The organism is Enhydrobacter sp. (genome assembly GCF_030246845.1).
Classification (GTDB): Bacteria; Pseudomonadota; Alphaproteobacteria; order Reyranellales; family Reyranellaceae; genus Reyranella.
On sequence record NZ_CP126889.1, the window covers coordinates 1828366 to 1840774 of the forward strand.

Annotated in this window: 14 protein-coding genes; 6 read left to right on the forward strand and 8 right to left on the reverse strand. The window is 66.7% G+C overall.

Annotated elements, in window-relative coordinates; genetic code table 11:
- Positions 1 to 137: 137 nt before the first annotated feature.
- A complete protein-coding gene (locus OJF58_RS09205) occupies positions 138 to 812 on the forward strand; it encodes an outer membrane beta-barrel protein (RefSeq protein ID WP_300783707.1) in 675 nt (224 codons plus the stop codon).
- Positions 813 to 900: 88 nt separating this feature from the next.
- Positions 901 to 1200: a DUF3309 family protein gene (locus OJF58_RS09210; protein ID WP_300783708.1), complete on the forward strand. Its 300-nt coding sequence runs from the start codon at positions 901 to 903 to the stop codon at positions 1198 to 1200.
- A gap of 4 nt (positions 1201 to 1204) precedes the next feature.
- Here the strand turns inward: OJF58_RS09210 and OJF58_RS09215 are convergent, their stop codons facing one another.
- From OJF58_RS09215 to OJF58_RS09225, 3 genes are all read right to left on the reverse strand, one after another.
- Positions 1205 to 1978, reverse strand: coding sequence for an SDR family oxidoreductase (locus OJF58_RS09215; protein WP_300783709.1), 774 nt, complete (start codon positions 1976 to 1978; stop codon positions 1205 to 1207).
- Between the two features lie 87 nt (positions 1979 to 2065).
- Entirely contained in the window at positions 2066 to 2959 is an 894-nt protein-coding gene (locus OJF58_RS09220) for an MBL fold metallo-hydrolase (protein ID WP_300783711.1), read from the reverse strand.
- Positions 2960 to 3047: 88 nt separating this feature from the next.
- On the reverse strand, positions 3048 to 4757 hold the full coding sequence (locus tag OJF58_RS09225) for a hypothetical protein (RefSeq protein ID WP_300783712.1): 1710 nt from the start codon (positions 4755 to 4757) through the stop codon (positions 3048 to 3050).
- 166 nt (positions 4758 to 4923) lie between these two features.
- On the opposite strand from OJF58_RS09225, the gene OJF58_RS09230 reads away from it, so the two are divergent.
- From OJF58_RS09230 to OJF58_RS09240, 3 genes are all read left to right on the forward strand, one after another.
- Positions 4924 to 6075: a CaiB/BaiF CoA-transferase family protein gene (locus tag OJF58_RS09230; RefSeq protein WP_300783713.1), complete on the forward strand. Its 1152-nt coding sequence runs from the start codon at positions 4924 to 4926 to the stop codon at positions 6073 to 6075.
- A 70-nt stretch (positions 6076 to 6145) separates the two neighbouring features.
- Positions 6146 to 6859 carry an EI24 domain-containing protein gene (locus OJF58_RS09235; protein WP_300783715.1) on the forward strand — a complete coding sequence of 238 codons (714 nt, stop codon included), beginning with the start codon at positions 6146 to 6148 and terminating at the stop codon, positions 6857 to 6859.
- Between the two features lie 10 nt (positions 6860 to 6869).
- Positions 6870 to 7247, forward strand: coding sequence for a hypothetical protein (locus tag OJF58_RS09240; protein WP_300783717.1), 378 nt, complete (start codon positions 6870 to 6872; stop codon positions 7245 to 7247).
- Between the two features lie 9 nt (positions 7248 to 7256).
- On the opposite strand, the gene gtdA is transcribed toward OJF58_RS09240, so the two are convergent.
- Together gtdA and OJF58_RS09250 are read right to left on the reverse strand one after the other, a co-directional pair.
- Positions 7257 to 8300, reverse strand: a complete 1044-nt coding sequence (gene gtdA / locus OJF58_RS09245) for a gentisate 1,2-dioxygenase (protein ID WP_300783718.1) — start codon at positions 8298 to 8300, stop codon at positions 7257 to 7259.
- Between the two features lie 7 nt (positions 8301 to 8307).
- Positions 8308 to 9114 carry a gamma-glutamyl-gamma-aminobutyrate hydrolase family protein gene (locus OJF58_RS09250; RefSeq protein WP_300783720.1) on the reverse strand — a complete coding sequence of 269 codons (807 nt, stop codon included), beginning with the start codon at positions 9112 to 9114 and terminating at the stop codon, positions 8308 to 8310.
- A gap of 170 nt (positions 9115 to 9284) precedes the next feature.
- Between OJF58_RS09250 and secB the strand changes: the two genes are divergently transcribed.
- Positions 9285 to 9803, forward strand: coding sequence for a protein-export chaperone SecB (gene secB, locus OJF58_RS09255; RefSeq protein ID WP_300783721.1), 519 nt, complete (start codon positions 9285 to 9287; stop codon positions 9801 to 9803).
- 78 nt (positions 9804 to 9881) lie between these two features.
- Here the strand turns inward: secB and dnaQ are convergent, their stop codons facing one another.
- From dnaQ to OJF58_RS09270, 3 genes are all read right to left on the reverse strand, one after another.
- Entirely contained in the window at positions 9882 to 10562 is a 681-nt protein-coding gene (dnaQ, locus tag OJF58_RS09260; RefSeq protein ID WP_300783722.1) for a DNA polymerase III subunit epsilon, read from the reverse strand.
- A 28-nt stretch (positions 10563 to 10590) separates the two neighbouring features.
- Positions 10591 to 11253 carry a dephospho-CoA kinase gene (gene coaE, locus OJF58_RS09265; RefSeq protein WP_300783723.1) on the reverse strand — a complete coding sequence of 221 codons (663 nt, stop codon included), beginning with the start codon at positions 11251 to 11253 and terminating at the stop codon, positions 10591 to 10593.
- Positions 11254 to 11411: 158 nt separating this feature from the next.
- The gene (locus tag OJF58_RS09270; RefSeq protein WP_300783724.1) at positions 11412 to 12389 is read right to left on the reverse strand and encodes a quinone oxidoreductase; all 978 of its coding nucleotides are present in this window, start codon (positions 12387 to 12389) and stop codon (positions 11412 to 11414) included.
- Between the last annotated feature and the right edge of the window lie 20 nt (positions 12390 to 12409).

Consider the following 12409-nt stretch of genomic DNA (forward strand, 5'->3'; position numbering starts at 1 on the left):
CCGACTGATGGGCCCGCGTCACAGCGCGACGCTGCCTTTTCTCCTCCAAGCTGATGCCCTGCGAGCGCCGCTTTTCGGCGGCTCACTCCGCGCACCCACCGACGTCCCCTGTCTTCAACTGTCTCGTGGAGTGTGTGATGAAGTTACGAAACTCGATCGGTCTTGCCGCCGTCGCGACGGCGATGATCGCGGCGCCGCTGGTTGCCGAGGCGCAACCGGCCAATCCCTACTGGGAAGGCTTCTATGCCGGTCTCAACGCCGGCGGCTTGTGGAACCAGACCTCTGCCGCGATCAGCGAGAACAACACCATCGGCGGCTTCACTGGAACCGGCAGTGGCTTCGTCGGCGGCGGCCAGGCCGGCTACAACTACCTGATCGGCCCGCTGCTGCTGGGCGGCGAGATCGATTTCCAGGGATCGACGCAGACCACGAACGTCACCGGCGGCGCCGGCCCCTCGACCATCGCGGCGCAGGAAGCCGTGCCGTGGTTCGCCACCTTCCGGGCGCGCGTCGGCTATCCGATCGGCTCGGTCATGCCCTATATCACGGGCGGCGCCGTATGGGGCCACCAGACGCTGAATGGCTATGACACCGCGGGCGGCGGCTATTTCAACGCCTCCAACAACTTCTGGACCTACACGGTGGGCGGCGGCGTCGAGGGCCATATCGACGACAGGTGGAGCGCCAAGCTCGAGTACCTCTATCTCGGCACGCCCGATACGTCGCTGTCGACGCCGAACACCAGCGCCGTGACCGCCGGCAGCGGCGTCGGCAACCTGATCCGCGTCGGTCTGAACTACAAGTTCTACTGACCGGAAGCCGCCTCGCGGCAAAAACATGGCGGAACCCGCGTGCTTTCCGGCCGTTCTTTACCCGAAGAATGGTTTCGGAGAGCACGCGGTGCTTTTGGGACTCGCCCTTCTGTTGGCGACGGTCGGCGTCGCCGCCCTGCCGCGCTGGCGGTACAGCCGGCGCTGGAGCTACGCGCCCAGCGCGGCGGCAGGCCTCCTGCTCGTGGCGGTCGCGGTCGCCGCGGCCGCGGGCCGGCCTGTGAACGGGGCCGACATCCGGATCACCAAGGCGCCGCCGGCGCCCGCGACGCCGTTGCACAACCCGACCATCGAGAACGCCCGCCAGCGCCTCTTGTGGTCGAGCGAACCGAGCATGGCCGCCATCATGGCCTACACCAGCTTCGATTGAGCGCTCAGTTGCGTGCCGCCTGTCCGCCATCGAGCGTTACGACGACGCCACTGATATAGCTCGCCCGCTCCGAAGCCAGGAAGACGGCGAGATCGGCCACTTCGTCCGGCTCGGCGGGACGGCCGAAGGGCATGTGAGTGGTGAGTTCCTTCCAACGCTCGGGATCGCCGAACTTCTGCTCCGCCTGGCCGCGCAACAGCGTCAACATGCGATCGGTCCGCGTCGCCGGCGGATTGATGGCCACGACCCGCACGCCATGGTCGATGCTCCTGGAGCCGACGGCGCGGGTGAAGGCCATCAGGCCGGCATTGGCCATGGTGCCTGCAACGTAGTCGTAGTTGTAGGATTCGCCCGCGAGCCCGATGATGTTGACGACGACGCCGTTCCTGCGCGCATACATCTTCTCGAGTATGGCCCGCGTGGCGTTGATGTAGCCGAACACCTTGAGCTCCCAGGCCTCGCGCCATTTGGGCTCGGTCATGCCGAAAATGTCACCCCGCGGGATGGCGCCGGCATTGTTGACCAGGATGTCGGCATGTCCCGCCGCCTCGACCACGCCGCGCACCGTGTCGCCTTTCGAGAAATCGGCGGGATGGATCTCGACCGGCACGTTGTGCCGGCCGCGGATCGTGTCGCGCGCTTTCTCGAGCGATTCCTGCGAGCGCGAGGCGATGTGCACCGCGCAGCCTTCGGCGGCGAACGCCATCGCGCAGGCAAAGCCGATGCCGCGGCTACCGCCCGTGATCAGGACGGTCTTGCCCGAGAGTTTCAGATCCATGCGACGTTCTCCTTTACATTCGGGTCGTCCCGAGCGCTGCGTCCGGGCGGAACGCACTGCGTTCGGAATGGCACCTTCTTGTTCTGCCTACAGCCGGTAGACGCTGTCGATACGCGCCCGGCCGTCGTCGGTCTTCACCCGTCCGTCCTTCACCATCTGGATCAGGTGCGCCAGCATCGAGCGGCCGGCGGCCGCGTGCAGATGGACGGGCGTATCGGCATAGTTCTTCGCCACCATCTGCGGGATAGTCTGCGGTCCTTCCTCGAGGCGCGCCAGGATCTGCGCCTCGCGCGCCAGCCGATGCTCGATATAGGCTCCGACGAACGGATGCGGATTGCGGATCTCCGCCCCGTGGGTCGGGATGTAGAGCGTCTCCTTGCGCGGCAGGAGCTTGCGCAGGCTCGCGAAATAGTCGGCCATGTTGCCGTCCGGCGGCGAGATCACGGCGGTCGACCAGCCCATGACGTGGTCGCCCGACAGCAGGGCATTGTCCTCGCGGACCGCGAAGCAGAGATGGTTGGAGATGTGGCCGGGCGTGTGGATCGCCTCGACGTTCCAGCCGTCGCCCTGCACGACGTCGCCGTCGCCGAGCTTGATGTCTGGCGCGAAGGCAAGATCGCCCGCCTCCTCCACCTGCTCGCCGGCCGGCGACTTTGGATGCGGGCCATAGGAATAGACCTTGGCGCCCGTCGCCCTGGCGAGGGCCGGCGTCGCCGGCACATGGTCGATGTGCGTGTGGGTGACGAAGATGTGCGTCACCGTCTCCCCGCGCACGGCGCGCAGCACAGCGTCGATATGGTCCTGCAGGTCGGGACCGGGATCGACGATGCCCACCTTGCCGTGGCCGATGATGTAGGTGCCGGTGCCCTTGAAAGTGAACGGATTGGGATTGTTGGCGACCACGCGACGGACGAGCGGCGTCACTTCCATCGCCGTGCCGTAGTCGAACTTGAAGTCCTTGATGAAGGGAATGCCGGGCATGGAAGACAAATCCTTTGAAGGCTTGGGGATCCCTCGCCGCGCTCGGGACACCGCCTTCTGTGTCATCCCGAGCGTGGCGAAGGATCTTTCACTTTTCCGGCGACGGCGGAGTCAACTTGTAGAGGGCGTTGCGCACGTCGGAGCTCACATAGATCGTGCCCGACTTGGCGACCGCCACCCCGGTCGGCACCAGCGCCGGCGGCCCGCCGGGATAGGTCGGCAGGCCGATGTCGAGATTGGAGGCGATCACGGTCTTGGCGCCGGTGGCCGGATCGATGGCGACGATGCGCTTCTGCCCGACCTCCGCGACATAAAGTCTGTTGTCTGGCCCGACATCGATCCCTTCCGGCGCCGAGAGGCCGTCGGTCACGACCTTGCGCGCGCCGGAGGCGACATCGATCTGGGTCACCGCGCCGGCGGCGATCTCCGTGACATAGACCAGGTTGTTCGGCCCTTGCGCCACGGCCACCGGCGCGCGCAGGTCCTTGGCGAGGATGCTGCGCGTCTTGCCGTCGGGGCTCACCTTCACCAGGTTGCCGCTGCCCAGCTCCGCGACATAGAGCGTGCCGTCATTGCCCTCGACGGCATCTGCGGGCTGCGCGAAGTCGCCGAGCGTCGCTTCGAGCTTGCCGGTCTTGCGGTCGACCTTCTGCACGGTGCCGGAGAACCAGCTCGACAGCAGCACGTTGCGCCGCCCGATCGAGATGCCGATCGGGTAGGAATGGGTCTCGCCATGCACACGCAGCACGTCGCTCACGGCCCCGGTGCTGCCGTCGACGGTGCGATAGCTGAAGACGTCGGCGACATGCACCGTCTCCTTGCCGCTCTCGCTGACGACGGCAATATCGGCGGGAACGGCAAGCTTGCCCGCCACGATCGTCCTGGCTGCGCCGGTCTGCTTGTCGACGAGGTATATGGCGTTGTCCGTCATCGAGCTGACGAACAGGCGGCCGCGGGAGTCGAAGGCGAGATTGTCGAGGCCGGGCTTCAACGTCGCCACCAGCTTCTTCGCCTTGCTGGTGAGGCTCACGCTCCAGACATTCCCTGTGCCAGTGTCGACAACGAAGAGATTGTCGCGGTTCTGCGGGTCGATGTTCGCGGCGGCGGGCGTGGTGAAGCCCGAGGCGACGACCTCGATCGCGCCGGTCTCGATGTTGACCTTCACCGCCTCGCCCTTGAACCAGAGCGGCCCGTAGAGGAAGCCGTCGTCGCGGCGGATCTCGAACCCGTTCAGCCCGCCCAGCTTCTCGGCGACGAGGCGCAGGTCCTTGCGGGCAAACGGCTTGAAGTCGGGCTTGTCGACGTTCTTGAGATCGATCTCGTAGAGCGCGTCGCCCAGGAAGACCTCGGAGACGAACAGCCGGCCGTCCTTGGCGAAGCCGATGCCGTTCGGGCCCGACAGGCCGTTGGCGACCTCGATGACCTTGCCGTTGGGGCGCTTCACGTAGACCTTGCCCATCAGAAAGGCCGTCCAGGCCATCGTTCCGTCGTCGGCGAAGGCGATGTCGTCCGCCATGCCGGTCGGCGGCTCGACCACGCGGTCGACCTCGCCGGAATCGACCTGAACGTGGTAGAGCGTCTGGCCGACCACGGAACCTGCGAAAAGCTGATCGTCCTTGTTGAAGGCGATGCCATGCACACCGTGGAAAGGCGATCCCGGCACGAGGAACTGCTGATGGTATTCCCTGGGCGGACCAGTCGGGGCCGATGGCGCGGGCTGAGTCGACTGCTGCGCAAAGGCGACCCCGGCGAGCGAGAGCACAAGCGCCGCCGACGTCAAAAATCCGCGCAACCCCATTCGCATCCTCCGACCCCTTTCCGGCGGCGCGGACTTTAGACCGGCCCCGCCGAATCGGCTACCGGGCCGTCCGAAAAGCAGCGCGCCACCTCTTGCATTGACTCCAGGCCATCCCCCAACGAAAGCTCTTCTCGACAGCGACTGCCCATTTCGCAGGAGGAAAGTCATGGCGGGACCACTCTCGGGACTGACGATCGTCGAACTGGCCGGCATCGGGCCCGGCCCGATGTGCTCGATGATGCTGGGCGATATGGGCGCCGATGTGATCCGAATCGACCGCACCAAGACCGATGTCATGGACCGCCTCGCCGATCCGAAATACGCCGTGCACAATCGCAGCCGCCGCTCGGTCTCGATCGATCTCCAGAAGAAGGAAGGCATCGAGGTGGCGCTGCGCCTGATCGACAAGGCCGACGGCGTCACCGAGCCGTTCCGCCCCGGCGTCGCCGAGCGTCTGGGCGTCGGTCCGGACGTCTGCCTCAAGCGCAATCCCAGGCTGGTCTATGGTCGCATGACGGGCTGGGGCCAGGAGGGACCGCTCGCCAAGGCGGCGGGCCACGACATCAACTACATCGCGCTGACCGGCGCGCTGCATGCAATCGGCCCACAGGACAAGCCGACGCCGCCGCTCAATCTCGTGGGCGATTTCGGCGGTGGCGGCATGCTACTCGCCTTCGGCATGGTATGCGGCCTGCTCGAGGCGCAGCGCTCGGGCAAGGGCCAGGTGGTCGATGCGGCGATGGTCGACGGCGCCGCCCTGCTGCTGGGCGGCATCTATGGCATGGTGGGCGCGGGTCTTTGGAACGACGACGAGCGCGGGGCCAACATGCTCGACGGCGGCGCCCACTTCTACGGCACCTACGAGACCAAGGACGGCAAGTTCGTCTCGGTCGGCTCGATCGAGCCGCAGTTCTACGAGCTGCTGCTCGAAAAGACCGGCCTCAAGGGCGAGTCGCTGCCGGCACAGATGGATCGCAAGGCATGGGCGCAGCTCAAGGGGCGGCTGGCCCAGATTTTCAAGACCAAGACGCGCGACGAGTGGTGCGCGGTCATGGAGGGCACCGACATCTGCTTCGCGCCGGTGCTCACCATGAAGGAAGCCGCGCAGCATCCGCACGCCAGGGCGCGCAAGGCCTATGTCGATGTCTCGGGCTTCGCCCAGCCGGCGGCGGCGCCGCGCTTCTCGCGCACCAAGGAAGGGGTCAGGGGACCCGCCGCCAAGCGCGGCCAGCATACCGACGAGGTGCTGAGCGAGCGCGGCTTCTCGGCCAAGGAGATCGGCGAGTTGAAGGCGGCGGGGGTCGTCGGTCCGCAATGATCGTGCTCTGTCGGACCGCGCGCTTCCAGCGCGCTCACGCGGCGCGCCGGAAGCGCGCGGTCCAGGAGACATGATCCGCGCCTTCGAGCTCGCCGTTCAGCAGCTGGGCGACCCGCGGCTGCGCGGCGTCATCTGGCAATCGTTGCTCCTGTCGCTGCTCCTGCAGGCGGCCATCGTGGGCATCGCCTGGTGGGCGTTGCAGTCCTTCGCCTCCTTCCAGTGGGGCTGGGTCAACGAGGCGATCCGCTGGCTCGGCGGCGCCGCCGTGCTCGTGCTGGCGCTGTTGCTGTTTCCGGCGAGCTTCGGCGTCGTGATCTCGGTGTTCATCGAGCGCATCGCCGACATCGTCGAGAGCGCTCACTACCCGCAGCTCGGAAAGGCGCATGGCATTCCGGTCTGGACGGCGATCTGGACCGGCATCGTGTTCCTGATCGCGGTGATCGCCCTCAATCTCGTCCTGCTGGTGCCCTATCTGCTGGCCTTGCTGTTCTTCGGGTCGGGCGCCGTCCTGTTCTATGCGCTGAACGGCTGGCTGACAGGGCGGCTCTACTACGAGCAGGTGGCGCTCAGGCGCATGACGCCGGCCGAGGTGAAGGCCTGGCGGCAGGCCAACGCCGGCACGCTGTGGGCGACCGGCATCGTCATCGCCTTCCTGGGCACGATCCCGGTCGTGAACCTGATCGTGCCGGTCGTGGGGACCGCGGCCATGGTGCATGTGGCACAGACGCTCACGCCACCCCTGCCGCCGGGCCGGGCCTTCAATCCACCGGCGCCTCCGCGTTAGACTCCTCGCCATGAAATCCGCCTTCTGGCCCCTCGCCGCGGCCGCTCTCCTTCTTGGTGGCTGCGTTTCGGAGTCGAGCCAGCCTTATTCGCTTTCCGGCAACGAACAGGGCATCTTCCATTCGGCCAATGCCGGCCGCCCGATCCCGTTGAGCCGGATCAAGGGCATGGACGAGCAGCAGCTGCGCGCGATCTTCGGCGCGCCGGCGCTCGACCGCAGGGACGCCGGCACGCGCGTCCTGCGCTACCAGTCCGATGCCTGCAGCCTGTTCGTCTATCTGTCGAACGACCGGGCCGACTACGCTGATGCCTACGATCTCAAGCTGCGCCGGCTGATGAACGCCGACCAGTGCGCCGGCTCGGTGGCGGCACAACGCCGCGCGGCCTGACCGGCGGCGCTATCTGCCGCCGCGATCCTCGCGCCAGAGATCGAGCCGCTCCTGGACCGGGCGGTCGGAGAAGGAGAAAAGCACGGCCTCGCTGCTTGCCTTGTGCACGACGGGCGCCCAGCTCGGCACGACGAAATGGTCGCGCTTCTTCCAGCGGAAGGTCCTGTCGCCGATCGCGCTTTCGCCCTCGCCCTCGACCACCGAAAACACGGCGCCGTCGGTGCTGCGATAGGGCGCGGTCTCGAAGCCCTTCGGCAGGAGCTGCACGAAGGTGCCCATGGTGGCGATCGGCGCACCGCCGCTCGCCGGATTGACATAACGCAGCTTGTGGCCATGGCAGGCATCGGGCGGTCCGGCCTTGGCGAGCCCCGCCAACGCCTCGCGCGTGCGCGCATAGGGATAGTTGAAGATGGGCGAGGTCTGCTTCGCCGGCTTCCAGTCGACCGGCAGCAGGCCGCTCGCGAACCTCGCGTCTGACGTGCCGACCGGCGCCGTCACCGCTTGCTCGTCCTCCGCGCCGTTCTCGGCGAAGCCCGCGTTGAACATCGCCACCAGGGGGATGTCGAGCCCGTCGAGCCAGACCATCGGCTTCGACGAATCGTTGCCGTGATCGTGCCACGTCCAGGTCGGCGTGATGACGAAGTCGCCTTCCCGCATGATGGTGCGCTCGCCGTCGACGGCCGTGTAGGCGCCCTCGCCCTCGACGATGAAGCGCAACGCCGACTGGGTGTGGCGATGGCTGGGTGCGATCTCGCCCGGCAGGATGAGCTGCAGGCCCGCGTACAGCGTCGGGGTGATGCAGGCGCTGCCCGGCATCGCCGGGTTTTCCAGGATCAGCACCCGCCGCACCGCCTCCTTGGCCGTGATCAGCGTGCCCGATTCCATCAGGAACGGCCGAACCTTGTCGTAGTCCCAGGCCGCCGGCACGTATTTCGGCGCAGGCTGGGGCGGCACGAGCTGGTGCAGCGATTCCCAGAGCGGCGCCATCGAGAGGCCGCCGAGGCGTTCGTAGAAATCGCGGCGGGCATTGCTGCGCGTGGGGCTACCGTCCATGAGACACCTATTCGGCGGCGGCGCGGAGAGGCGAGCCGAGGCGCGCCGCGGCGCGCGCCCGGCAGGCGGCGGCAAAGGCCTCGAACAGCTTCATCGATACCGGATTTTCGAGCGCCCGGTGCTCGGGATGCCATTGCAGCGCAAGCGCAAAGGCCGGGGCGTCGGGCAAACTGAAGGCCTCGACCTGACCGTCGTCGGCGACCGCTTCGAGCTGCGCGCAGGGCGCCAGCCTGTCGACCCCCTGGGCATGCAGCGAGTTCACCGTCACGCGCCGCCTTCCCAGCAGACGGGCCAGCAGGCCGCCTTCGACGATCTCGACATCGTGGGCAGGCGCATAGTTCACGTCGGTATGGGGAGATTTCAGCGAACGGTGATCGCGCCGTCCCTCGACCTCATGCACAAGCTGGTGCAGCGAGCCGCCCATCGCGACGTTCACCTCCTGCAGGCCGCGGCAGATCGCGAACAGCGGCACGGCGTGGCTGACGGCATGACGGATGAGCGGCAGCGTCGTCGCATCGCGCGCCGCGTCGTGCGCCGTCCCCTCGCGGCTCGGCATGCCGCCATAGTGACGCGGCTCGACGTTGGACGGGCTGCCGGTCAGCAGTACGCCATCGAGCATGTCGAGGAGACGGTCGAGCGCCTCGGTCATTGGCCGGTCCTCGGCAAATTCGCCACCAAAGGCTGGAATCAGTACCGGCAGGCCGCCGACGGCCCGAATTGCCGCCTGGACGTACTTGTCGCCGACGGTGTGATGCCAGCCGCCTCGGCCATTCTCCTTGAGACAGGCGGTCACACCGACCAGGGGACGCAACAACGAGCCGTTCATAGCCTTGCCAAGCTGCGCTAGACGTGAAGTCTTATTTTCATCGACGGGCTTTGCCTTGGCAATTGCCTCAAATCGTCTCTGCCCGCGTCTTGTGCAGTGCAGCCTTGCGTGGTACCCGCCGGCCACCCCCCTTTTGCCTCCAGCAGCGAAAGAACCCGATGACGACGACTCCGCCGCCCGCTCCCGGTCCTACCGACTCCCAGCCTCAGCAGCAGGTCAACCCGCTCACCGTGCACGGCCAGTACATCAAGGACCTGAGCTTCGAGAATCCGCGCGCGCCGCAGAGCCTGATCGAGCAAAAGCAGCCGCAGCTCACGCTCAATGTCAACGTGTCGACGCGCCAGTTCGAGGCCAAAACCTTCGAGGTTGTGCTGAACCTCGAGGCGAGCGCGCATACACCGGAGAAAGAGCCGCTGTTCATGCTCGAGCTCGTCTATGCCGGCACCGTCACACTGGGCGAGGTGCCGCAGGAGGCATTCGGCCCGCTGCTGCTGATCGAGACCCCGCGGCTGCTTTTCCCTTTCGCCCGCGCCATCGTCGCCAATGCGACGCGCGAGGCGGGCTTCCCGCCGCTCAACATCGCTCCCGTCGACTTCGTGGCACTCTATCGCCAGCAGCTCGAGGCCGCCGGCGGGCAACTGCCGGGCATTCCCGGCGGGCCGGTGGGCCACGCTTGATTCGATGCTCGTGGGACCGCGGGCTTCCAGCCCGCTCATGAGCGCGCAGGATGCGCGCGGTCCCAGAATGAGGTCGGCTCAGGCGGTCTGAAGCCAGATCGCGTCCTTGAGCTTCTTCACGAACGCGGCATGCGCCGCGAGTTCGGCGGCGCTCGGCGCGTGCGGGCGCGCCGGCCGCACCGTCACGCTGGCTGCGACCACCAGGCTGGTGACCGTGGCGGCGACCTCGGGGGCAAGGCCGAGATCGCGCTGCCGGCCGCCGCTCAGCTCGAGATAGACCTCGGCCAGAAGCTCGGAGTCGAGCAGCGCGCCATGCTTTGTGCGGCTGGAATTGTCGATGCCGAATCGCTCGCAGAGCGCGTCGAGGCTGGCACGCTGGCCGGGAAACTTGCGGCGCGCCATCGAAACCGTGTCGACATAGGCATTCAGGAGCTTCGGCCTGCCGACCCTCTCCAGCTCGGCGTTGAGGAAGCCGATATCGAACTGGGCGTTGTGAATCACGAGCTGCGCGTCGCCGATGAATTCCAGGAATTCCTCGACGCGCTCGGCGAACAGGGGCTTGTCGGCCAGGAACTCGTCGGTCAGGCCATGCACGTCCTGCGCGCCCGTCGGCATGATCATTTCCGGATTGAAGTAGGCGTGGAATGTCTTGCCGGTGGCCACCGTATTGAAGAGCTCGATGCAGCCCAGCTCGACGATGCGATGACCGGCCAAAGGGTCGAGGCCGGTCGTCTCCGTATCCAGAACGATCTCGCGCATGCCCGATCCTTATTAGCGGCAAGCGCGGTCAGACGCGACGGGCGCGCGCCAATCTGGCTGTGAATTTCTCCCGCCACGGATCGGGCGGCCAGCATCGGCCCGGGCGCTTCCTGAGCGCCGCCACGGCCTTGACCAGCGCCGCCCGGGTTGGTGCCAGGCCAAGGCCGGTGGGGACGACGACCGTAGCAAGGCGGCGCTTGACGTGATCAGGTACCTGCTGGCGGAGGATGCCGGCAAATTTCTCCTGGGTCATGCCGGGCCGGTCGAGCACGCGCTGCCGCTGCAGGAAAGCAGGTGCCGACACCACCAACGTGGCATCCACACGACGCTCGCCGCATCCTTCGAACAACAGCGGGATGTCGAGCACGACCAGCGGAACGCCGCGCCGGGCCGCCCGCTTCAGGAACGCGCGCTGTCTTTGCGCCACCAGCGGATGCACGATCGCTTCGAGCTTGCGCAGCGCCGCCTTGTCGCCGAACACACGCGCCCCCAGCGCCTGACGGTCGAGCACGCCGCCTTTCACCACGCCGGGAAAAGCCGCCTCGATCGGAGGCAGCGCCGGTCCGCCCGGTGCCTGCAGCGCATGGACGGCCGCATCGGCGTCGTAGACCGGCACTCCCAGCTCGCGCAGCATCCTGGCTGCGGTCGATTTGCCCATGCCGATCGAGCCGGTCAGGCCAACGATCACCATACGACTTCGCCCGTCAGAGGAAAGATTGCGCCACTGGAGTGGCGCGCTCCCCTGAGCGCTCATCGGAGCGCGCAACTCCAGTTGCGCCTGCCCTGAGGCCTGCCGAAGGGCTCATGCGGTGTGGCGACCGTATTCCAATGAAGTGTCGGGCAGGTCTTTCAAGGCACCAGGATCGTCTGGCCGGTGGTCTTGCGGTTTTCGAGGTCGATATGGGCCTGTCCCGCCTCGCCGAGCGGATAGCGCTGGTCGATCGAGATCTTGACCTTGCCGCTTTTCACCATCCTGAACAGCGAGTTCGCCGAGGCCTCGAGCTCCTTGCGGGTCGAGGTGTAGGCGCCCAAGCTGGGGCGGGTGACGTAGAGCGACCCCTTGGTGTTCAGGATGCCGAGCGCGACCGGCGGGACCGCGCCCGAGGCATTGCCGAACGACACCATCAGGCCGCGGGGCTGGAGGCAGTCGAGCGAAATCGTCCAGGTGTCCTTGCCGACGCCGTCGAACACGACCGGCACACCCTTGCCCTTGGTGATCTTCTTCACCTCGGCCACGACGTCGTCCCTGGTATAGTCGATGACCCACTTGTAGCCGTTCTTTTTGGCGAGCGCGGCCTTTTGCGCCGAGGAAGTGGTGCCGATCACCTTGTAGCCGCGCGCCTTGGCCCACTGGCCGAACAGCAGGCCGACTCCGCCCGCGGCGGCATGGAACAGGATGGTGTCACCCCTCTTGAGCCAACCCTTGGGCGTGCGATCGACGAGATATTCCGTCGTCATGCCCTTCAGCATGATGGCCGCGGCCTGCTCGTCACTCACGCCCTTCGGGATATGCACGAGCTGCTCGGTGCCCATCAGACGCTCCTCGCAATAGGCGCCGAGCACGCCGCAATAGGCGACATGATCGCCTTTCTTGAAGCCCCTGGTCCTCGGCCCCACCTCGACGATCACGCCCGCCGCCTCGCGTCCGACGGCATTGGGCAGCGGCGTTTGGTAGAGGCCGCTGCGGGTGTAGATGTCTATGAAGTTCAGCCCGATCGCGGTGTGCCGGATCTTCACCTGGCCGGGGCCGGGACTACCGACCTCGACATCGGCAAGCTGCATCTTTTCAGGCCCGCCATTCTCGTGGATCAGGATCGACTTCGACATTGGCAACTCCCCCTGGAGGT